The 20,339-nt window shown below is 62.5% G+C and carries 22 protein-coding genes; 3 read left to right on the forward strand and 19 right to left on the reverse strand.

The window, feature by feature from the left end; translation table 11 throughout:
- Positions 1-451 precede the first annotated feature (451 nt).
- On the reverse strand, positions 452-1,138 hold the full coding sequence (locus tag OKW35_RS25700) for a DUF3577 domain-containing protein (RefSeq protein ID WP_429553509.1): 687 nt from the start codon (positions 1,136-1,138) through the stop codon (positions 452-454).
- 408 nt (positions 1,139-1,546) lie between these two features.
- Entirely contained in the window at positions 1,547-1,771 is a 225-nt protein-coding gene (locus OKW35_RS25705) for a helix-turn-helix domain-containing protein (RefSeq protein ID WP_026226270.1), read from the reverse strand.
- A 193-nt stretch (positions 1,772-1,964) separates the two neighbouring features.
- Here OKW35_RS25705 and OKW35_RS25710 point away from each other — a divergent pair, with 193 nt between their 5' ends.
- Positions 1,965-2,384: an ACT domain-containing protein gene (locus OKW35_RS25710; RefSeq protein ID WP_429553510.1), complete on the forward strand. Its 420-nt coding sequence runs from the start codon at positions 1,965-1,967 to the stop codon at positions 2,382-2,384.
- A gap of 55 nt (positions 2,385-2,439) precedes the next feature.
- Here the strand turns inward: OKW35_RS25710 and OKW35_RS25715 are convergent, their stop codons facing one another.
- From OKW35_RS25715 to OKW35_RS25740, 6 genes are all read right to left on the reverse strand, one after another.
- A complete protein-coding gene (locus tag OKW35_RS25715) occupies positions 2,440-3,213 on the reverse strand; it encodes a nucleotidyl transferase AbiEii/AbiGii toxin family protein (protein WP_429553511.1) in 774 nt (257 codons plus the stop codon).
- A 31-nt stretch (positions 3,214-3,244) separates the two neighbouring features.
- Positions 3,245-4,270: a type IV toxin-antitoxin system AbiEi family antitoxin gene (locus OKW35_RS25720; protein ID WP_429553856.1), complete on the reverse strand. Its 1,026-nt coding sequence runs from the start codon at positions 4,268-4,270 to the stop codon at positions 3,245-3,247.
- A gap of 348 nt (positions 4,271-4,618) precedes the next feature.
- Complete coding sequence (locus tag OKW35_RS25725) at positions 4,619-5,758, reverse strand: succinylglutamate desuccinylase/aspartoacylase family protein (RefSeq protein WP_429553512.1); 1,140 nt, start codon at positions 5,756-5,758, stop codon at positions 4,619-4,621.
- A gap of 252 nt (positions 5,759-6,010) precedes the next feature.
- The gene (locus tag OKW35_RS25730) at positions 6,011-6,232 is read right to left on the reverse strand and encodes a hypothetical protein (protein ID WP_429553513.1); all 222 of its coding nucleotides are present in this window, start codon (positions 6,230-6,232) and stop codon (positions 6,011-6,013) included.
- A 166-nt stretch (positions 6,233-6,398) separates the two neighbouring features.
- On the reverse strand, positions 6,399-7,106 hold the full coding sequence (locus OKW35_RS25735) for a nuclear transport factor 2 family protein (protein WP_429553514.1): 708 nt from the start codon (positions 7,104-7,106) through the stop codon (positions 6,399-6,401).
- A gap of 206 nt (positions 7,107-7,312) precedes the next feature.
- Entirely contained in the window at positions 7,313-7,957 is a 645-nt protein-coding gene (locus OKW35_RS25740) for a hydrolase (RefSeq protein ID WP_429553515.1), read from the reverse strand.
- A gap of 147 nt (positions 7,958-8,104) precedes the next feature.
- On the opposite strand from OKW35_RS25740, the gene OKW35_RS25745 reads away from it, so the two are divergent.
- Positions 8,105-8,977: a LysR family transcriptional regulator gene (locus OKW35_RS25745; protein WP_429553516.1), complete on the forward strand. Its 873-nt coding sequence runs from the start codon at positions 8,105-8,107 to the stop codon at positions 8,975-8,977.
- Positions 8,978-9,302: 325 nt separating this feature from the next.
- Here the strand turns inward: OKW35_RS25745 and OKW35_RS25750 are convergent, their stop codons facing one another.
- Genes OKW35_RS25750 through OKW35_RS25760 form a run of 3 tightly spaced genes read right to left on the reverse strand, consistent with a single transcriptional unit; the run spans position 9,303 to position 12,408 of the window.
- Complete coding sequence (locus tag OKW35_RS25750; protein WP_429553517.1) at positions 9,303-10,637, reverse strand: TrbI/VirB10 family protein; 1,335 nt, start codon at positions 10,635-10,637, stop codon at positions 9,303-9,305.
- Between the two features lie 2 nt (positions 10,638-10,639).
- The gene (locus OKW35_RS25755) at positions 10,640-11,620 is read right to left on the reverse strand and encodes a TrbG/VirB9 family P-type conjugative transfer protein (RefSeq protein ID WP_429553518.1); all 981 of its coding nucleotides are present in this window, start codon (positions 11,618-11,620) and stop codon (positions 10,640-10,642) included.
- 41 nt (positions 11,621-11,661) lie between these two features.
- Positions 11,662-12,408 (reverse strand): VirB8/TrbF family protein, encoded by a 747-nt coding sequence (locus tag OKW35_RS25760; protein WP_429553519.1) that lies wholly within the window; start codon positions 12,406-12,408, stop codon positions 11,662-11,664.
- A 75-nt stretch (positions 12,409-12,483) separates the two neighbouring features.
- On the opposite strand from OKW35_RS25760, the gene OKW35_RS25765 reads away from it, so the two are divergent.
- Positions 12,484-12,747, forward strand: coding sequence for a hypothetical protein (locus OKW35_RS25765; protein WP_429553520.1), 264 nt, complete (start codon positions 12,484-12,486; stop codon positions 12,745-12,747).
- A 2-nt stretch (positions 12,748-12,749) separates the two neighbouring features.
- Here the strand turns inward: OKW35_RS25765 and OKW35_RS25770 are convergent, their stop codons facing one another.
- From OKW35_RS25770 to OKW35_RS25805, 8 genes are read right to left on the reverse strand one after another with little or no spacing between them, the layout of a single operon-like run.
- Positions 12,750-13,778: a type IV secretion system protein gene (locus OKW35_RS25770; RefSeq protein WP_429553521.1), complete on the reverse strand. Its 1,029-nt coding sequence runs from the start codon at positions 13,776-13,778 to the stop codon at positions 12,750-12,752.
- 29 nt (positions 13,779-13,807) lie between these two features.
- Positions 13,808-14,092, reverse strand: a complete 285-nt coding sequence (locus OKW35_RS25775) for a hypothetical protein (RefSeq protein WP_429553522.1) — start codon at positions 14,090-14,092, stop codon at positions 13,808-13,810.
- 10 nt (positions 14,093-14,102) lie between these two features.
- Positions 14,103-14,906 carry a conjugal transfer protein TrbJ gene (locus OKW35_RS25780; RefSeq protein WP_429553523.1) on the reverse strand — a complete coding sequence of 268 codons (804 nt, stop codon included), beginning with the start codon at positions 14,904-14,906 and terminating at the stop codon, positions 14,103-14,105.
- Positions 14,899-17,574, reverse strand: a complete 2,676-nt coding sequence (locus OKW35_RS25785; RefSeq protein WP_429553524.1) for a VirB4 family type IV secretion system protein — start codon at positions 17,572-17,574, stop codon at positions 14,899-14,901. Before OKW35_RS25785 ends, OKW35_RS25780 begins: the two co-directional genes overlap by 8 nt.
- On the reverse strand, positions 17,568-17,942 hold the full coding sequence (locus tag OKW35_RS25790; RefSeq protein ID WP_429553525.1) for a VirB3 family type IV secretion system protein: 375 nt from the start codon (positions 17,940-17,942) through the stop codon (positions 17,568-17,570). Before OKW35_RS25790 ends, OKW35_RS25785 begins: the two co-directional genes overlap by 7 nt.
- A gap of 11 nt (positions 17,943-17,953) precedes the next feature.
- Positions 17,954-18,376 carry a hypothetical protein gene (locus OKW35_RS25795; RefSeq protein ID WP_429553526.1) on the reverse strand — a complete coding sequence of 141 codons (423 nt, stop codon included), beginning with the start codon at positions 18,374-18,376 and terminating at the stop codon, positions 17,954-17,956.
- A complete protein-coding gene (locus OKW35_RS25800; protein WP_429553527.1) occupies positions 18,369-19,418 on the reverse strand; it encodes a CpaF family protein in 1,050 nt (349 codons plus the stop codon). Before OKW35_RS25800 ends, OKW35_RS25795 begins: the two co-directional genes overlap by 8 nt.
- On the reverse strand, positions 19,415-19,945 hold the full coding sequence (locus OKW35_RS25805; protein ID WP_429553528.1) for a lytic transglycosylase domain-containing protein: 531 nt from the start codon (positions 19,943-19,945) through the stop codon (positions 19,415-19,417). Before OKW35_RS25805 ends, OKW35_RS25800 begins: the two co-directional genes overlap by 4 nt.
- Positions 19,946-20,339 lie beyond the last annotated feature (394 nt).

A 20,339-nucleotide genomic window follows, 5' to 3' on the forward strand; every position in this document is an offset into this window, starting at 1 on the left:
CCGCGAGGGTTGAACAAAGGAACTACCTGAGAGCGGGGAAGCGAGCTATTCCGGACCCGGCATCATGGTTACGCGGGTACAGCCGTGCAGACAATGGCACCGGAAGAGGGCTGTGAAGGTGTCGCCTGACGCGGCGACAGACGGACCTGCAACTGGCAGGTCGGCAGTGAACACGTTATGCCTCATTGGCCCTCATTGGCGTTGATTGGCAGTGAGGGCGAATGAGGCATAACGCCTGGCAGTTAACGCCTGCCAGGCGCGTGTCTGGGCCGGAACGATCGATCCGGCGCAAACGGCACGGCGTAGTGGGGCCGCCGTGGACCCGGTCGACGATCTGCGGGACGGTACCGGCTTTCCGGAGCGGGCTCGGGGAGTGTCGCCCTGGAAAACCGGCAGTCCGGTCATGCGCGAGAGGAAGCCCCCGCGCGAGGCGGGGACCGAGGGGCGCCGGTCATTCGGCGTTGGCGGACGGGCGACGGGCGCTCCCGTTCGCATGACGGCGCAGCGGCGGATAGGGGTTGCTGCGCGCGTGGGTGCGTTCGGCCGTGCGGTCGGCCGCTGCTGCATCGTTGCTTGACGCTCCGATGTCGCGGCTGTTGGCCGGTTCGTCCGCAGAAGGCGTATCGCGGCGATCGCGATCGCTCGTCGACGGTTCATGCCCGTTGATGGTCTCCGCGGAAGTGTCGGCGCCTGCTTCAGCGTCGTCGTCTTCGCGGTCGCTTTCGTCACGGTAGACTTCCTGGCCGTCGACCTTGATCCAGAAAAGCTTGAGCAGACGCCCCTTGAGGACAGCGCCGGTCTCGCCCGCGCGGTTGCCGGTACGCTCGAACGTACGGATGTAATGATCGCCCGCGCGGAAGGAGACGAGGACTTTGACGTCCGGATCGTTGGCGTCGTTCATCACGGCGCGCACAGCTTCCTTCGCCCTCTCGCCCGAGACGATCAGGTCCAGCGGAAGATACACGACACCATTCTCGACGTTCGGATCGCCGTGAAACGCGGAGATGGCGCAGGCGAGGAAGGGCCTGGCCTTGCTGCGGCCATTGCCTTTGGCCGTAACATCGCGGACACGGGACAGATACCCGAGGCCGCGCAGATGAAGGTCGAAATACTTGCGGGGTTCGACAGACTGATTCATGACGATTCTCCAGAACGAAAAAGGGGAATCGCCAGGGCCCGTGTCGGGGAATGACAATTCCCCAGACGGGCAAGAAAAGAAAGCTTCCGGTCAAAAGACCTGCGGTGGTCCAGACAGTGGGACGAAGCGAACCGCGAAAGGTGTCGCATGGGCGACGGTACTGCGAAGGATGCTGGATGCGCTCCAGCGGGCAACTTCAATCGCGAATCATAGTCGGCGTTACCGAAAAATCAAGGCGGTTTGCCCGATCATTTCTGTTCGCTATTCAAATGAATTTGAGGGGGATTGAACTTAATCTCCCGATGCGTCACGATGTCTCACAAGCGAAGACCCGGCAGGTCGACGGACAGGCCGGCGCTCTGATTGCAGAAAGCGGGTGGGATTGCATAGCAGGCCAATCACGCAATGTCACGTGAGCTCATCAAAATCCAGCATGGAAGCGGGAGAAACGCCGAGTGTGGAGGCCAGCACACAGATGTTATAGAGGGCAATGTTGCGCTGGCCCCTTTCGATGCCACCAACGTACGACCGGGCTAGCCCACTTTCGAGCGCAAGGCGCTCCTGTGACCAGCCGCGCGCCTTGCGAAGCTCGACCAGGCGTTTCCCAAACAGGGCAAGGGGGTCGTACTGCATCGATATCTCGATCGGAAAGATATCGAAGCGTACGTATTTGACCTGTTTGAGGCCACGCTCTATCATGACACGCACTATGAGTGACAATTTTGCACGTCGGCTGCAATAGTTTTGATATTCGACGTGGGTACGGCTCGCGATGCCGCGGCCGGTGAACCTGCCCGATTGACCCTCTTCTTGTATAGGGAGCGCAGTGAGCCAACCCGTCTCGGATCTCGCACAGTTGCTGGCGTCCATGCAGCCAGAGCTGAATGAAGGCGCCTATGTTTTTTCGTCCGTGCGGGCAGACCGGGACGTGTCGCAGCTCGCTCCCCTGGCGACGTTTCGTGAGCGCGAGGGGCTAACCGTTATCATCGATGAACCGACGGCGCTGCGAGAAGGGTTACCGGTGCTTTTCCGGGCAGCCTGGATTACGTTGAACGTCCATTCCGACCTGGAGGCTGTGGGACTCACAGCTGCAGTAGCTGACGCGCTGACTAGGGCCCGCATCAGTTGCAACGTCGTTGCAGCCGCATTTCACGATCACATTTTTGTGCCCGTTGAGCGCGCGCGGGATGCGCTTGCTCAGTTGACGGACCTCCAGGTGCGGGCAGGGCAAGGCGTCCCGGGGTAGCCGGACATCCGCCGGTAATGCTTCCTGCCCGTGTCGGTCAAGTCCCGCTTCCTCGCTAAACCGCCGCGACAAATTCCTGGCGAAACGCGTCAAAGAGCTGACTGATCCGTTCAGCCGTATCGCCGCCGAAAATTCGTGCGCGGCTTGCCATCATGTGCGTGAGTATCAGGGGCGACGGATCGTCCGGCGCAACGACCGCGAGGATCTGGTCGCGCACTTCCGGCGTTACGTGCCGTTCGATCAAGTCGAAGGCGTCGTCGGCATACAGCCTCTCGCGATTTCCTGCCTCGCCGTACCATGCCAGCAGGAAAAGCAGATCGGTTGCGTCCTTGCGATCGACCGCGTGACGATCTTTCCAGGCGATGATCTTGAGCATTGCCTGCGCCGGAAGGGAAGCGACAGGCACCACGAGATCGGCATCCATGCGTACTGGCACAGCGACCTGCAGCGCCTGTTCGAAGCCGGCGACGTTCATGCGGATAACCTGATCGGGCGGCCAGGCAATTTCGCCGCCATGGTCTGCGATGCCCCCGAACGGTACGATATCGAGCCAGGTTCTCGCGCCGGTCTCAGGGGCTTGATAGTGCAGCCGGTGGGTTGCACTGCCTCGCTGCTCGAAGTGGCCGGATGTGAGCAGCGCCGTTCTCAGTGTTTCATGGCCGGCCCAGCTTTCGATGGAAATGCCGATGTCAACGTCTGCAGTGGCCCGTGTCGGTTCGATATCGTAGACGTGCGTTAGCACGATGTCACGTGCGCTCGCCCCACCGACAAACCACTCGATGCTCTTTTCGGAAGCAGCGGCAGCTACTTCACGCAAAAGGGCTACCATTTCGGGTGGAAAAGGGCGATGGGGGCGAGGCTCAAGCGGGGAGATATTGTTCACGCACTAACCGGGCCGTTTCGAGATTGCGCGAGTCGCCACTCGCTACGAGATCAGCGTAAACGAGCAGGGGCGGCGCGATGTTGTGCGGAAGTCCAGCCGCAGGCTGGAGCTGGATCGGGGACCTCAGGAATTCAATGTTGCCATCGCGATCAGGCCGCAGGCGAGCCTTCGCGATCCACTCCCTCGGGACCTCGCTGGCACAGTATATGGTGAATGTCGCTGGTTTCAGGTATTCCGTAAGGATGGCTGCTGCCGGCTCTCCACCAAACTGGCACCGGCCGGGAAGCTCGGGAACGCTTCTCCACCAGTCGGGGATGTCGGTGCGGAAGTGGCCGAGCTGAAGTGATCCACGCAACAGTGTCGGGTACAACGTGGTCCATTCATCGATGAGCCGGCCTACGTCGGCGAACTGCATGCCGTGTCCGCCGGGCTGCTCGATGAGGTCGCGCCGGGCCAGCATGCCGTGAATGGCATTCTGGACCGTGCCATGGCTGACGCCGGCAACCTGTGCGATATCGCGATAGGTTTTTTCCAGCAGCGAAGGGACGGCAAGCAGGGCGAGCGCGACGCGCAGTGCCGACTTGGTCCAGGTGCGGCCGCGTGCCTGCGTGCTGCTATCCGGGCGCGGGCGTCCAGACACGAGAATGACGCTATCGTCGAGAAGGAGACTGGCGTTGCCGGCCAGATCAAGCGCATCGACCTGCATGTCGCGGCACGCATTGATCATAGTAGGGGATAAATACGATGTCACGAGCAGGAGCCGGTCTCCGTCGCCCGGCGCGGCCTGCGCGCGGAGAGCGGCCAAGGTGCCGTAGCGGTCGATCGTCCGCTTGACATGCGCAAGGCGTTTGTAGCGGCGGGTGCCGACATGGAACTCCAGTACTGCATCCGCGCCGGACCGGGGCGGCGCCTTGCGCAGGCGGACAGGAACGCCGGTCGCATCGCCGAACGCGGTGGCGGCAGCTTCCAGTAGAGGAAACAGATCGTGGTCGGCCAGATGCATGGCAAGATCGCGGTTGTCCAAGTTTTTTCATTGTACACGTGACGTGGACGGTCTGATGTTTTGGATGCGACGGGCTTTGTCCGAAAAATAACGTTGTCCACGTAACGTGGACAGTAACGATTCTTGGACGAGAGGCTCTTTCTACTGGGATGGCTCGTCACGAGGATTGACGCTGCAGGCAGGGGCGCTTTTTACCGCCTGGGCTGAAGTAACCGGCGTTTGCTCCGATGGCCGAGCTAGCCGGAAGTGTGAGCGAACGATCGCTGATCGCCCCACAACGGCCAAGGATTTTTCTCGGAAGCGGCCATTCAGGCGGCTTTGGTAAATAGCCACGGAGCTCGGCGCAGCCTAACGTTCAAGCAATGGTCCCGACCTAAGCCGGACTGCCCCCACCACTTTGCCAATGACCTCTCCGCGCGGGACGAATCGAATCAACGTCCGAGTCGCTACGATCCCGTCCGTTCTGGTGCGCACTGCGATAGCAGATCCGAGCGGGTCGTCTGCGCTCGGATCAACGATTTCCGCGATCACCTCACCCCGCGAGACTCTTGCGCCAAGCGGCACCTTATAGGTGACAATCCCACCACCCGGCGCGGTAAGGAGGTCGGTCGCGTCCAGGCTTGTGGGCTTGCATAGTGGCTCGGGAAGCGGTCCGGGATCACCAGCGACAACTTCTCGACGTTGCAGGAATTTAAGTAGTGCGTCCGCGTCAGCAGACGCGAACTCGTCGCAGACATCAGCTTGTCCGCGCAGTTCCAATGTCACTGAATGGCAGCCAATCGGAATGGGAAATAGGTGCCTCAGCTCTTTCCGAACAATCTCCCACGTGCCCGTGAAGAGGTCGGTCGAAGTACCTGCGTTTTCTAACCCATCTTCGAGGAAAACCGCTTCGCATGCAGTCTGCGCGCATAGATCAGCGACATGCGGCCAAGTCGATTTATACGTGTACGCGTGAATGATTGCATCACGATCGCAATGCACGTCGATGACAACATCAGCATCAAAGGCAAGTTGGAACGCCGTTTTTTTTATCTTCTGAACTTCGCTCTCATCGGGCAGGTCGTCCGCATGCCGTTCAAGGATACGACGAAGTAATTGTAGGTTTTCGGCTTCGTCGTCACCAAGCCTGTGCCGTGCTTTCGCTGCGACGCTCTTTCCGACTGACGGCCAGTGCCGATTGAAGTTGCCTTCTCCGCCAAGATCATTCCTGCCGACAAGTACGCCATTAATCCACGTGGCCGCGCCGATGGGGTTAACGAACGGAACGAGCACGACTTCCCCAAGGATTTCTCCGCGCGAATCAGCATCGTCAAGACGCCTCGCTAAATGTGCAATCGTCAGCATGCCTGGAATCTCCTCGGCATGTAAGCCAGCCTGAATATAGATCTTTGGTCGAGCGCCGCGAGTCCCATATCGATGCACGGTAATCTGACGCCGGGTCCCAGGAAAACCAGCATCGATGTTGATCCGTTGTATTTCTTTCGTCATCGCAGGCCTTTCAGTGATTACGCAGAGTCGGTGTGGAAACCCCAACTACGCTAATTCTAAACCTCGTTCGAATTACCGAAGCTGGCCGACCGCTGTCCGATGTGGTAGGACTCGACTGACGACGAAGGCGACCGATGAGATGAGGCTATATTCACTAGGCTGACGGTGTTTACGAGTAATGGCCCGGATTGCTCGCCGCGCTTTGCTGTAGGTGCGCGAAAACGCACTTTCTTCCCGCAAACCACCCGCGCGTTACGACGCGACTGCGGCGCGACCTTTAGAAATCAGGTCAGTCCTCGCAAATGCCTGAAACACACGGATGAGGTTGGCTGCGCTCAGAACGGTCACGTCACTGGTCAAGCGGATACTGTCGGTGCGGGCTGTTGCCGCAGCAAGGATGATCGCGGATGAAGAGTCGAAGAATGCGGTGGTGCTCGCTGATGCCAACGACGTCGAGCCGGGCTTGGTTGGCAACCTCCACTTCGTCAGAGGAGGTTGGCCATTTGGTCAGTCGCGGATAGAAGTTTCGCACTCACCGGATCGGGCAGGACGGCGGCGAAACGGTCGGGCCGGAATTTCATGGAAGGCCTTAGACGCGGTGTTGTTTGGCGGCCTGCGCGGCGACAGCGGCCGCGAAGGTCTAGGCTCGGGGCTTCGTTTGGCGCACGCGTTCCTCTGGGTCGAACATCGGTGTGCCACCCAGAGCGGCCGTAACCGGCACCTCGTCCTGCAAAACGTCCCAGTGCTCGACCAACTTGCCGTCTTCGACACGGAAAAGATCAACGACGATCTGCGGCGTGGACGCCAAGGTGCGCATGCGCCCGTGGATGGCGACGAAATTGCCCTCGGCGACCATCAAACCTGGCTCGTAAAAGACGTCGGACGATAGATTGGCGACGAGCGTCTGAAGTGCGTCGCGGCCTGGGGGGACGTGCGGATTGTGCTGAACGTAATCAGGCGCGTAGAACCGCTCGACGGCCGAAGCATCGCGACGCTGGAACAACGCGATCATTGCCTCGACCACAAGCGCCTTGTAGCGCTCTGGACGATCATCCGAGACCTTTTTCGCGGGTCGAGTGGCTACCATCAGGCCAGTCATGCGCCAGAACTCGCCGCTGGCCAGCGTCACGAACGAGAGGAATACACCGCGATCATAGTCCTGGATGTTCATTACCGTCGCACCGTTCGACTCTTTCCAACTTACAGCGAAAACGCTGTTGCCAAGCGGTACGACCTGAATTGCGACGGTCTCGGTCCGGGCAAACTTGCCTTCCTTGATCGCGAAGGTTAGCTCGGTCGCCGACTGGATCGTCAAGTACACCTTGAAGGGTGGATAGGTAACTTCCATCTCCTGTCCGACGGGGAAACCTCTCATCGTCATGTTCATCATTCCTTCAGCGAGGTATGGCACGGTCAGTCAGAAATGGCTTCGGTTGTGGTGTGTTCCTGGGCGGCGAATGTGATAAAAAAGTAAGAAGGGAATGACGCGCCACGGCCGACCGACTGCATAGGTAGTCAAGCGCGCGCACTGTGTCATTCCCTCGGAGATTAGAGTCAGGCGGGAACTGGCGTGTTGAGAAGCTGCTGCTCCCAGAAATAGGCAATGCCGCTACCCGCAGCGTGCTGCCCCAATACTTCAGTCATCGCGCCCGCAGTTTCGGGACGAGCCCAGTCGCGTTGCCACTCGGCTGCCAGCGCCAACCAGGTCATCATGTTCGCGCCAGCTGCGATCATGCGCTGGATAGCGACTTGGTGCGCCTCCACGGATGTACCACCCGATGCGTCTGTGATGACCGTAGTATCCCAGCCTTCCCCGAGCGCCTGGATCACAGGCATCGCCACACAAATTTCGGTCCACAAACCAGCGATGACCAGTTGTTTGCGGCCCGTCGCTTTAACGGCGTCCACGACTTTCTTGTCTTCCCAGGTGTTGATGAAGGTGCGGTCAATCACTTCCTGGCCGGGGAAAACGTCGGTGATCTGCGGGAAGAGCAAGCCACCTCGCGCGGCTACCACGCTCGTGAGGATGGTCGGAACGCCAAAGAGCCTGGCCGACTTTGCCAAAGCAGTCGAGGCGTTGACCACGGCCTGAGGATCGTGGCTGTTCAGGTTGGCGAGTTGGTACGGCTGGTGGTCGATCAAGACAAGGACCGAATCTTCCGGGCGGAGGAGTGAATTGAGGCCATTGCGAAATGTCATAAAAATCCTCTGCGTTTATGGGAAACGATGGGGGGATTACTTGGAGACGCGCCGACAAGCGGCCGGCAAACGAATGTTGTCATTCGCTGTTCCGCGACGGTAGACTAGAGTTTTGCCACGCTGTGTCGCGGAAAGAGGAACGCCGAATTGGATATCGAAGAGCTTCGGACGTTTGTTGAGGTCGCGGACTCCGGCGGCGTTTCGCCCGCTGCTCGCCGTTTAGGCGTCTCAAAATCCATCGTTAGCAGGAGACTTCTGCGGCTTGAATCAGAGCTTGGCGTCCAGCTCCTTGCGAGGACAACCCGTGGTGCTGCTCTGACTGAAGCGGGCACCGCCTTTCGCGACTACGCCGCCCGCGTCGTTGCCGAGATCGACGCAGCCAGGGAGACGATTTCACCAGCCGGAGACCTGCGCGGCCGCTTGCGAATCGCAGCGCCGCTCACGTTCGGCCCGACTCATCTATCACCGGTTCTGGCAGAAATGGCGCGACTTCACCCGCTGCTGCACATCCACACCTGCTACAGCGACCGCATTGTCGACCTGGTTGGCGAGGGATATGACTGCGCGATTCGGATCGGCTACCTTCAGGATTCGAATCTCATCGCGAAGCGCGTTGGACCTATCTACGGAAAGCTCGTCGCAAGCCCTGGCTATGTCGAAGCGCACGGCGCGCCTGACACACCGGACGAACTTCTCGGTCACCAGGCTCTGATGCAGGGAACGGAAAGCTGGCGGTTTATGGATGGCGACAAGGCCATAACCGTTCATCCGCAGGGGCGTTTCAAGGCTGACAACGCCATCGCTATCGCCGCCGCCGCGGTAGCGGGGCTCGGCCTCGCATGGCTCCCTGACGGCGTGACAGAGCAATATGTTGCGTCTGGAGCGCTCGTGCCGGTCATGTGTCGTTTTCCGCCCCCGACGGCGGGTATATACGTCGTGCGCCCGCCCGGTCAGAATCCCTTGGCGAAAATTCGGGTCCTGACCGACATGCTGATCGAGTGTTTCGATCAGCACGCGTAGTCGCCCGGCGTCTCGAAAGCGCGGCTCCTTCGGACGACAGGTGCATGCCTCTTCGGCTGCTTGCGGCGATAATCCGAATCCAATACGAGGATGCGAATGAAGAAGGACCACAAGGACTCGGGTATTCCGGAGAATGAGTGCTGCCGTTCCACCACATCGTCTCGAATGACCGAGTCGATAAGATTGCGCGATTTTCGGCGCTCGTCGTACTGAATTCCTATCACGACATCGCCAGAAGCTTGAAGCGGATTGCCAGCCGTACACCTAACGCTACTTCTACAGCAGGAAATAGATGCAGATGCAGAAAGCGCGGTGATTGAGTGTTTCATCGGTTGCAGCTCCCGTCAGTGACGTTGGGCGGCAGCATCATGTCCCGCTGTGTGATGAATGTGATGCGTTGACCGGGCTCCAGCTTCAGGGTCGGCTGGATGTTCATGTTGCGCTGGAGAATGGTCTGGGTCGTTTGCGACAGTGACTGTGCTGCCGCTTCCGACAGACCGGTCGACGCGCCTCCGTTGATGTTGATCGTGGTGCCACTCTGTTGACTCTGGTTGTGGCCGATCCAGGCAGCGACGCCGGCGATCAGGAAGGTCGACCCGAAAATTTTGAAGAAGTGGTTGTTGACCTCGGCGGTGACGCCCGCCTCGCCGTCGGGATCGTTGCCGGTCAGTCCATCGAGACGCATGGTCGCGTGCCGGAAGATCATCCGGGTGGCAGCCATGAGCATCAGGTCCTGGCCGATTGCGACATCGTTGTTTGTCCGACCGAGAATCCGCGTGCCCTTCGGGATCAGCTTGCAGCTCCCGTCGATACTGTCGTAGATGTCGCGGTCGACCATCGCACGGAAGGCACCCGGCATGTCGCTTTTCGCGCCCTGCAGGATCACCGCGGGAATCGGTGTGCCGCCCATCACCATGTACGGCGAAGTGATGGGGACCGGAACCAGCGGCTTCGCATCGTCAGTCGCGTCGCCCTGTTGTCTGACCCAGTCGGCGTTGCGCCGGTCGGTGGCGCTCGACACGTTGGCGGGCGTGAGACCTGACGCGGTCGTCTCCGAGGAACCACCCGGTGACGGATCGCCTGGCGCTGCCTGCAAGCCGGAAAGGTGCGCCAGGCTGCCCGCGATGCGATCGGGCGACAGCCCATTCTCTGCGGAGGGGTTGCCGTTGCCTCCACCCGTGTCCTCGTAAGCGACGAGCGACTGGCTCTGCATGGCGTCGATCTGCAGCTGGAGCGCGAGTCGATCGGCGTCGCGATCGGGGGCGCCTGGGCCAGACGTCCGGTAGTTTCGGGGCAGCGGGCCGGCATCGTCTCCTGGCACGCCTTTGGGGATGCCATCGAGCGGTGTGCCGCCGAGCGGGGCGCTGACTGCCGGCGCGGCATCGCCCGCACGTGCCAGCGCCAGGTTCCGCTGGTCTTCGAGGCGCTTGCGGATCGCATCCGGTGAGGCCTTCGGTTGCCGCGCATCCGCCGCGATCTGCTCGCGCTCGCGCCGCTCGGCCGCGGTCTCGTGCGGATGGGACAGCGCATGCACCAGGACGATCGCGAGCAGTGCGGAGCACAGCGCGATGAGCAGCGTTTTCGCGAGATTCCGGCGGATGCGTGTGAGCCTGGCTGGCTCAGGCGTGAGCAGGGTGCCGGTTTTTTCCGGGGCGGCCATGTTCACGGTTTCCCGTAGATGTTCTTCATGCGGGCCGAATCACAGCCGAACAGTCCGCAGCCTTTGCCCCGACCGTTAAAGACCCGCACTTCCTCTTTGCCGCGTTTGAGCAGCAGGCCGTATGGGGCGATCTGCTGCACCTCGAACAGGTCGTTGCCGAGCGGCACGAAGCTGGCGATCTCGGCATGGCCCTTGTCGTCCATCAGCAGGATGGCGGGCAGTTCGGCGTGGTGGGGAAACTGCAGATACGTGAACCTTCCATCGTCAAAAACGGTCACTGGCGTGAAGGGTGCATCGCCCTCCAGGCGATAGTCGAAGTTCGCCTGGTCGAGTGCGATGCGCGGGCCGCCTGAGCGTGCATCGCCAGGCGACTCCGCCTGCGCGCTTCCGTTCGCCTGTTCGCCCGTGCTTAGCGCAGGAGCGTTGCCCGGGTACTCGATGCCGAAGGGCGAGACCTGTCCCGCTGTCATTTGCGCATCGGTATCGAGGTAGTGCCAAGAGACGCGGTGATAGACCGTCCCATTGTCCGATGAGCGCAGGTCCAGTTCGTAGCGCCGGCGCGACGTGATGATCGTCGCGGCATTGTCGAGCCCGGGCAGGCGCGCCTCGATGAACAAGTCGCGCCTGGTGAGCGCCGTATGCTCGAGCCAGCGCTTGCCCGTATCGGACAGGTAGACACCGGTGACTTCCTCGTCGGGGCCGAACACCAGGTGCGTTTCCTCGTTGGTGCGCACAAGTACGGGATAGAGGTAGTCCGGGTCATAGTCGTAGACGACAAGCGACGAATCGTCGGGCGCCGGATATGGACCGTTGATGTGCGCACGGGACGCGGGCGCGTATCGGGCGCGAGGCCGCGGCGTTGGCGTGCGAACGGCATTCTCCGCGAGCTGCGTCGGGACTGTCGTTACCATACTTGCGGGCAGCGGCGTGGACGGCGCAGGTGGCGGTACTGCGGCCTGGGCCCGGGCCGTCGCGGCGCACATCGCAAGGAGCACCGTGACGCACGCAGTCGAAAGAAGAAGCTTCATTGCGTGGCTCCGGGATTGACACCCAGATAGGGTGTAAGGCTGAAGTGGGTGATACGAAACCCGATCGGATTGTCCTTCTCTTCGCCGGATTTCAGCGTTTCAGGCGCGAGAAGGAAGCTGACCGTGAGCAGCATCTGTTTCGGGCGGGACGGCTTGCCGTTCACGCTCTCAATCAACGTGAAGATCAGGTAGGCGACCTGTCCATCGGGTGAGAACGAGGTGGAGTTTTCGATGAATTCGCGGGTGAGGCCGGGCGTCTGCACGACGCGCTGCGCGACCGGATCGGTCGCGGTAATGTACGTTTCCAGCTCTTGCGTGGCGGCGCCCGACGTCCAGCCGAATGCGGCCGGGATCTGGCGCGTGAGCGTGTCCTGGCTGTCGGCTTCGATCGTGAAGACACGTGACGCCCATTTCACGAGGAAATAGCGCTTGTTCGCCGCGGTGACCGAATAGGTTTCGGCGTATCGGTCCGAGACCCATACGGCGCCACTCTTCTCGTCGTGTTCGACAAAATACGGACGCGGGCCGCTGTGCGCGCTCTGCACGATCAGTGCAGCGCATTCACCGGCAGCGATCAGCGCGAACGCGGCGGCCACCTTGATTGCGAGCCGCTTTTCCCAGAGGGGGCGCTGGAAGGCGGCAAACCAGGCCGTGACTGCTTCGCCGGTATGCGGTGGCGACGGAAGGTCGGCGGCGGGTGTCTGGATGGCGGATGAGACGCTAAAGGGCAGGCGTAGGCGCATGACTCAACCCTTCCGGCAGAAGCACGCCCGCGGTGCTACACTGGGCTCCAGTTCACCTGCTGCGAGGGTGCAGCCATGGCCAAGCTCAAGATCCTCCTGCTGTACTTCATATTGCCGATTCTGCTGTTCGCGGCGTTCGTCCTGTATCAGGTCGGCGCGCAGCATTTCGGCGTGGCAATGATGCTTGTGGGAGCGGCCGCATTCATCGCCTGGTCGTGGATCAGGACCACACCGAAGGAGCGTGCGGAGGCGCAGCGCATCGATCGAGAGGTGCAGTACCAGCAGGATCAGGAATGGGCGTCGTACTACGCGTCGCACCAGCAAGATCGTCATCACTGACCTCATTTGAAGATCCCCGGTGTGATCTGGCGACCGATCGCGCCCTTCCCAAAGCCCTTTACTGCACCTCCGCCACCCCCGGTAACAAGCGCTCTCGCAATCTCGGGCACCTGCCACATCATGAAAGCCCCCACTCCACAGACGAGCGCGAGCGCCAGCATCGCGAGGTAGTTTGTCGCGTAGTACGCGTCGCTATTCGTGCCGTTCTGCGTCGCGCTCTGTTGTACGAGACTCTGGATGCCCGGCAACACGCCGCTATAGACGATCGCCATCATCAGCCACGCGACGACCTTGAAGAGCCCTGCGGAAATCGTGAAGCGCAGCCAGCCATCGAAGAGGAATTCGCCGGCGGGCAGGACGTACCATGGGATGAGTACGGGCCCGAGGCAGAAGGCGATGTCGAGCAGAAACGAGCCGAATTGCACAACTACCACGAAGATCATCGTCATGAGCGTGATCGCAATGACCGCGAGCGCTTTGGCAAGGAATGCGAGCAGGACGAGCGGTAGGTTCTTGATGAGCGTCCAGATCGAACTCAGGCCCGCCGAATTCGCCCCGGCATCGCTCGCGGTCCCACATTCCTGATGCTCCGTGTTCGGGATCACCACGCCATCGGGCGTCACGTCCGGTACCTGCTCGCAGACCTGGGCGGCTTCCGTCCGCACGCCCTGCATGATGGTCGAGGCGGCGTTGACCAGCGCTCGCAGCAGGTCACCGGGGTTGCCTTCGCCACCGGACACGCGCGAGGCCATGGTCTGCATGTTGTCGACGAAGTAGCTATGCACCGTGCCGGACCAGGCCGTGAGCATCACGAGGATGACGGCGCATTTGATCAGGTGGCGGAAGAGGTTCGCGAAGAAGCCGGGGAAGTCACCTTCGAGCAGCCACAGGAACACGTGCCATGTCGCCATGACGAGGCCCAGCGCGGCGAGCAGGTCGATGCCGTCAGACAGGAACAGCATCTGCAGGCTCGTGCCCTTCGCCTGCATCGTCGCGAAGAGTGCGTTGAGCACGGAGATGACGTCGTTCATGACCTGATCCAGTCGAATATGGGGCGCGCCTACCGCAGACCGCCGGCAAGGCGCAGCAGCCCGAGCAGCAGGGCGAGCGGCAGGGCGATCCAGGCCGCCGCGAAAACCTGCGGATTTTCCGCGTGCATCACCAGCAGTCCGACGAGCAGCGACAGCCGGACGCTGCGGGTAATGCGCCGGTCGAACGTCCAGCCCGGATCGCGCTGATCGAACGGAATAGCGCTGCGAAGCCGGTATTCGCGGATGGCGTGCAGCACCACACGTAGCTCGGCGGAGGTCATACAAAGGTGGCGGATCAGCCAGCGCAACAGCACGGTCCATTCCCTACTGGTCCCGCAACAGGTCGAAGTCGGGCGCGCCCTGTGTCGTCTGCTGCTCCTGCTGGTTGACCTGGCCGAGCGCCGCGGCGCGCGCGGCGGCGAGCTTGGCCGCGTTACCCTGGGCCTGCGATTGTGCGATGTGGTCCTGCATCTGCTGCGCGACCTGCCGCTGCATGAGCGCATGCAGGTCGACCATCTCGCCAGCGAGCACGTTCGACTGCTGGTTCAGCATCTGCAGGCCCTGCACGGCGCCCGTGACGTTCGGAATCTGCGACTGGATCTGTTGCAGGTTCTGCGCGCGTTCGGCGAGCGTGTTCAGGTTCTGCATGTCCTGCGTCAGTTGCTGCTGGTAGATGCCGCCGCGCGTCGACGCCAGCGACGTGTAAGCCGACAGCCACTGCGCTGGCGACATGCCCGTCGTATTCATCTCGGTGAGGCTGCGGCCGAACAGGCTGTTCGTGGCGCTCGCCGCCTGCTCGAGCTGCGTGATGGTCGTGGAGAGCGACTGGAAGTTCGTGATCTGCGTGCGGTAGGGGGCGAGGGTCTGGTCGATCAGCGACGCCGGAACCTGCTTCAGGTTCTGGACCATCGTGACGTACTGCTGCAGGCGGGTGAGCTGCGCCTGAACGTTCTGCTCCACCATCTGCGCCTGCTGAGCGACCGACGAAGCGAGCTCGGCGTGGTTCAATAACTGCGTGATTTCGGTCGCGCCGCCCGTCATCCCGCCGCCGGCGTGGACGGTGCCCGTGTGAAGGACCAGGGCGAGGGCAGCGGCCACGCCGGCTCGACGAAGTGCGGGCTCATGCATGATGGGCCTCCGGTTCGGCCAATGTCGCCGTGTCCATGCTGGGTGCCATGGCCTCCTCGATGTACCGTGCCCTCCAGTCCGGATGACCGGAATGCAGGTGCCGGTCGAATATCAGCTGCGCGCTCAACTCCGACCGGAGGATGGCGATCGATGCCGGATCAAGCGGCACCGAAATTCGGCGCGATGCACCGCCCTGTTCGGTAATGAAGTAGTCGCGCTTCGCGATGAGCCGCTGGATGGTGCGGATCTGTCCGTCGGAAAGACCGAAATCGCGCTGATAGGCGGTTTTCGCGGACGGCGTGAAATTCTCGACCGGCACGAATACGCGTACGAGCACGTTGTCCCGGATCTGCGGCCAGATTTTCGAGGTCGAGACCTGTTCGGGTGACTGCGCATCCATCCAGACGCAGCCGAGCTTCTTGCGCATCGTGACGATCCAGTTGCCGATCTGCGCTGCGAACGCGTCGTCATCCAACAGGTTCCAGATCTCGGGCAGCATCACGAGCGTCGGGCCGATCACGCCCCTGGCACGCCGCTGTTCCATCGAATCCTGGATGCGGTACGTCACATACGACAGGAACGGACGCGCGATCACAGGGTTCGCGAGAATCCGGTCAGTTGCCATCGACACCCATCGCGTGTCGTCGAAACTGTCGTTAAGGTTATCGAAGTAATGCGCGTGTACGGCGGAGCCCACCCACAGGGCCAGCTCGTCGGCAAGCGGCCCCGCAGGTAGCGACGCGTGGATCGTACGCAGCCGCCACAGGCGCCGGTCGCTCCGGCTGTGTATTGCGGCGAGCGCCTTCTCCAGTTCGCGGCGGTCGCCCGCGGTCACGCAGTAGGTCCCGCGCTGCTGCGCCAGCATCACGATCCATTCGGCGAGGAATTCCATGTGGCGCAGTTCCGCGAGCAGCACGAGCGGGTTCATTTGCGCCTGCTCGTCTGCCGAAGCGCCGGCTGCGCCATGATCGAACTGCAGGTAGCGGCCGCCCTGCAGGATGGTCGGGATGCGCATCGACAGGTCCTTGTCGAATCCGTACAGCCGGGCGTTCGGGTACTTGCGAAAGAGCGTCGCGCACAGCAGCATGAAGATCGTCTTGCCGAATCCGGTGCGGCCACAGACCAGCATGTGCCCGACATCGGCGAGGAAGGCGGTGAACCAGTAGGGCGTGCCGAACTCGGTCGGAAACGCGGCGAGCGCCGGGCAGCGCGTGCCGGTTTCCTTCGTCAGGTGGGCGTTGATCGGGTGCCCTTCGGAGACACCGCGCAGCGGCAGCAGGCGGGCAAGCGCGGCGGTATCGATGAACGACCAGCGCGCGCATTCGCGCCACATCCCGGGGATGCTCGTCGCGAAGGCCGAGAACGCGTGAAGCGTTTCGCGCACGGGCGCGAAGTGCGCGGCTCGCAGCGCTTCCTCGACGGCGCGGTGGGTCATGACCACCTGCGCCCACGCGGCTTCGACGGCCGTGCCGTCATCGAACGGCGCCGTCTCGAAAACGGGCGAAAAGGAAAGCGCGGACAGGTTGTAGTACCCGTACATCTCCTCGGCCATCTCGACCTTGCCCACGCGCCGGTTCGCGTCGGCTGCGGCGGCAGAGCGGGACTGGTTCTGGCGCGCGCCGGATGTGTCGCCACCGCGCAGCGTAGCGGCGAGCAGCGAACGCGTGTCGAGCCGGCGGCCCTCATGATAGCGGCGCACGCTGTCGATGAAACGCATCGCGGCGTTGGGCGTGGTGAGACGGAAGCAGTGGCTGACCGTGAGTTCCCCGGGCACCTTCAGCAGGCCGTCCAGGCTCGTGGGCAACACCGTGTCTGGCCAGAAGTCGCGGCGGGCAGGAATACCTGCCGCGATAGCGAAGCGTTGGCGGCCATGCGAATAGAAGTGCAGGTAGTCGTGACCTGGCCGGACTTCCGTATCGCACATCGCGAGGTCAAGTGCGGGGATGTCCGGTATCGGCACGGCCGATACGTGATCGTTCGGCGGGGAGCAGCACGCGTGCATGAACGCACCGAGTGCCGGACCACTCAGGCGTCGGCAGGCCAGGCGCGGGTTGCTCGCGACGAAGCCGAACAGGATGTTTTCGAAGGTCTCGACGACGGCGGCCAGCTCTGACGCCGTATACGCGAACAGATACTGGTCGGAGAACGTTCCTCGCACGGCCTGCATCAGTGCCTTCGCGATCGACAGCCCGTCATGTGTCATGCCGTGCGTGATCTTGCCGGCGAACCGGTCGATGCCGACGTCCGGGGCCAGCGTGAATGTCACGAAATGACGGTTCGTATAGTTGGCGCCGCGCTCGAACGTTTCGCGCTGGGCATCGTCGACCCGTTGCGCTACCGGGTCTGGCATCGGTACGGTGAGATAGCGCGCGCTTCGGCGGCGGTGAATTGTCCACCACATCGTGACGGGCCGGCGGGCGATGTCACGCAGTGACGTGATCAGGTTCTCCATCAGTTCGAGGACATGGCCGGTCGACAACGCATCGGCATCCGGTCCGGAGAACTCATAGCTCGCCATCACAGACGAGTCCTTGTTGACAATGAGCGTGTCGCTGAAGCGAAAGAGCCACGGCACCATCTCGGCGGTGGAACGGCGATCGCCATTGGTGCGCTGCGCGACCTGTGCGAGCGACTCGGCGTCAAACGGCGAGGGGATGGGCTTCAGCACGGCATCCCCCGGGCGAAGCCTTTCGGGCGGGCATTGATCTTCTGGCGCAGCAGCTGACGCGGCTCGTAGTAGTCGCCCTGCCGGCTGTATTTCGCGTAGCAGCGGATCTGGTCGGGATCGCGCCGCACGGCGAGCCACAATACGGGATGCGTGACCAGCACCGCGAGCAGTATCCAGCCGTTGCGCAGGCCTGCGGCGAACGTGATGACGATGGCACCCTGCGCGATGCACCATTTGCGGTCGATGCCGAGCAGCAGGAACTGTTCGAGCATGGTCTTTCGAACGCGCGCGGCGAGTGGGTCAGGTGGATCCAGCGGATCGACGGAGCCGACGGCTGCGTCACGTGCGTCGGGGCGATGCGTATCCATGCCGGACCTCGTCAGATGGTGCCCGTGCAGGCAGCGCCGTGGTTGAACACCTGGGCCCACAGCAGCGGCATGTTCAGGATCGCGAGCGTGCCGAGCACGCCGCGCAGCACATGCGTCTTGATGTTGCTGCGACCATCGTCGAGCAGCCACAGCACGATCGAGCCGACCAGTGCGGAGAGCGACACGACCTCAAGCAGCTCGTTATCGAGCACGTCCTGGTACACGGTGCATAGCCCGCCGTTCCAGATGCCCGCGTGCGCGATGGTCGGAATTGAGGCGAGGCAGAAGCCCGTGAAGAACAGGCGCAGTGCACGGTGATGACGGGTCACAATGTTTCGCCACGCGTCGCGCAGATCCGCACAACGGTGGCGAAGCGCGGTGATGAAGAGACGGGCGGCACGGAGCCACCGGCCCTGTTGACGTGATTCATGCATGGGCCAGCTCCTCGTCGGAGGCGAAGCGGGAAAAGAGGCACCGGGTCTGATAGCGGCCGTCCCCTGCACGGAGCACCTCGCGGATTTCGACCGGGCCGCGCACCGCGCCCTGGCGTTCTGCATGCACGAAGAACCGGAACGTGGAGGCGATCTTCTGGCGTAGGTCGTCAATCGACAGGAGCCGCCCTTCGTCGCTCATGCGGATGAGCGACTCCAGCCGCGCGGGGGCGGTGTCGGACGAGTCGGCATGGAACGAGACGATCGAGCCGGGGTGCCCGGTGTTGAGTGCTTCCATCAGGTCGAACGCTTCGGCGCCACGGACCTCGCCGACGATGATGCGGTCAGGGCGCACGCGCAGCGAAAAGCGCACAAGGTCGCGGATGGTGATGCCGAGATTGGTCTCGAACGCGACGTGATTGGGCGCGTGCACCTGCAGTTCGGCCGTGTCCTCGATCGTGATAACGCGGTCCTCCTGCGGCATCGCATCGATCATCGCGTTGAGCATCGTGGTCTTGCCAGATGAGGTGCCACCGGAGAATGCGACGTTGATCCGCTCGCGCATAACCCATTCAAAGAACTCGCGCAGCGCGGCGCCGCCCGATGCAAGACGGCCCAGTAGCGCGGCATTCCGGCGGCGCGCGGCGGGCGACTTCGCACCTGGCAGCACGTCGAATGCCCCGCTGTGCTCGTAGTCGGCGAGTCCGATGCGGCGGCGCGTGTGCTTGCGGATCGACATCATGTCGCCGTGGACGGCCACAGGATGCCGGGCGGCGGCAATGCGCAGACCCGGCAGTCGGGCATCGAGCAGCGGCGTCTGCTCCTTGGCATTCACGTTCGCGAGAATCGTGATGGCGCGATCCAGTGCGTCCGGATCCAGGTCGCAGCCGGGGAAGTACGTTACTGTCCCGTTGCGCTCGACGAAGATCGCATCGGCGCGGTTGATCATGATCTCCTGCACGTCCGGATCGGCGAGCATCGGTTGAAGCGGGCCGAGGTAGTCGTTCAGTACCTCGATCGCGTATTCGTACGTGAGCCGGCTCATCGTCCAGCTCCCCATGTCGTGTGCCACGTGATCGGCCGGAACAGCTTCGCGATCAGCCCCGGGTCCCGCACCGCGAGCGGAGTGGCCGGCGCGGACGGCGGGGGCGGGGCCGCGTTGAGTGCGCGATAGACGCGGCGCGCGTAGGCAATGCGCTTCACGTGTGTGCCGGCGTTATAGGCGCCCACCGCATCCCACGTCAGGCCAAGATGGCGGAGGTTCTGCGACAGGACCCACGCGCCGACATAGGCGTTGGTACAGCGGTCATGGAGGTCCGCACGCGAGATCCCGAAGCGCAAGAGCGTAGCGAGCCACCGGCTGTTGATCTGCATGAGGCCGATGTCGGTCGTGCCGTCTGCGTTCAGGTGGACGACATTCGCGTGCTGTCCGGATTCGATGGTGGCAATCGCGCGCACGAGCCGTGCGTTCACGTGATGAAACCGCGCGGCGTCGGCGATGCAGTCGGCCCGGGCAGTAGCGGCCGAGCCGCAGAGCACAGCGCTAGCAAGAACGATCCCTGCACGCTTCATCTTGACCTCGTCTGTTCGTGGCCGTGATCCGGTGATCACGACCTGGCCGCGCCAGCCATCAGGGAAAAAGGACCTGCCGGGCGCGGGGAGCACTCCGGCAGGCCAACAGCGCGCGTCGGCCCAGGGGGAAGGACCGACGGACGGGTTCACTGTAGGTAGCGAAGGTGCGCGACTGGGCCGGATGCCTGCCCAGATGCGCAGTTGGGCGAGCAGGTTTTTTCGGGGACCGCATATCGGCCCGTTTGGCGTGGGGCCACCCGTCCAGCGCAACGCAAAGGCGTCTGCAGAAGGCTGCAAAGGCAAGGGAAACAAAGGACGGCTCAAAGGGAAGGGCCCAATCCAAAGGCCGCGGGTGAAGCTGGGATGCATCGCATCACCCGCTCAAACGCGCAAA

Origin of the sequence: Paraburkholderia sp. MM5477-R1 (assembly GCF_050436385.1) — a bacterium.
Lineage (GTDB): Bacteria > Pseudomonadota > Gammaproteobacteria > Burkholderiales > Burkholderiaceae > Paraburkholderia > Paraburkholderia tuberum.

Coding starts and splice junctions, on each gene's coding strand:
- OKW35_RS25700 (WP_429553509.1), bottom strand. CDS start 1,138: ATGAATCAGTCTGTCGAACCCCGCAAGTATTTCGACCTTCATCTGCGC.
- OKW35_RS25755 (WP_429553518.1), bottom strand. CDS start 11,620: ATGTGCGCCGCGACGGCCCGGGCCCAGGCCGCAGTACCGCCACCTGCG.
- OKW35_RS25750 (WP_429553517.1), bottom strand. CDS start 10,637: ATGGCCGCCCCGGAAAAAACCGGCACCCTGCTCACGCCTGAGCCAGCC.
- OKW35_RS25790 (WP_429553525.1), bottom strand. CDS start 17,942: ATGGATACGCATCGCCCCGACGCACGTGACGCAGCCGTCGGCTCCGTC.
- OKW35_RS25795 (WP_429553526.1), bottom strand. CDS start 18,376: ATGCATGAATCACGTCAACAGGGCCGGTGGCTCCGTGCCGCCCGTCTC.
- OKW35_RS25800 (WP_429553527.1), bottom strand. CDS start 19,418: ATGAGCCGGCTCACGTACGAATACGCGATCGAGGTACTGAACGACTAC.
- OKW35_RS25705 (WP_026226270.1), bottom strand. CDS start 1,771: ATGCAGTACGACCCCCTTGCCCTGTTTGGGAAACGCCTGGTCGAGCTT.
- OKW35_RS25725 (WP_429553512.1), bottom strand. CDS start 5,758: ATGACGAAAGAAATACAACGGATCAACATCGATGCTGGTTTTCCTGGG.
- OKW35_RS25720 (WP_429553856.1), bottom strand. CDS start 4,270: ATGCATCTGGCCGACCACGATCTGTTTCCTCTACTGGAAGCTGCCGCC.
- OKW35_RS25765 (WP_429553520.1), top strand. CDS start 12,484: ATGGCCAAGCTCAAGATCCTCCTGCTGTACTTCATATTGCCGATTCTG.
- OKW35_RS25780 (WP_429553523.1), bottom strand. CDS start 14,906: ATGCATGAGCCCGCACTTCGTCGAGCCGGCGTGGCCGCTGCCCTCGCC.
- OKW35_RS25735 (WP_429553514.1), bottom strand. CDS start 7,106: ATGGAAGTTACCTATCCACCCTTCAAGGTGTACTTGACGATCCAGTCG.
- OKW35_RS25770 (WP_429553521.1), bottom strand. CDS start 13,778: ATGAACGACGTCATCTCCGTGCTCAACGCACTCTTCGCGACGATGCAG.
- OKW35_RS25805 (WP_429553528.1), bottom strand. CDS start 19,945: ATGAAGCGTGCAGGGATCGTTCTTGCTAGCGCTGTGCTCTGCGGCTCG.
- OKW35_RS25740 (WP_429553515.1), bottom strand. CDS start 7,957: ATGACATTTCGCAATGGCCTCAATTCACTCCTCCGCCCGGAAGATTCG.
- OKW35_RS25715 (WP_429553511.1), bottom strand. CDS start 3,213: ATGGTAGCCCTTTTGCGTGAAGTAGCTGCCGCTGCTTCCGAAAAGAGC.
- OKW35_RS25760 (WP_429553519.1), bottom strand. CDS start 12,408: ATGCGCCTACGCCTGCCCTTTAGCGTCTCATCCGCCATCCAGACACCC.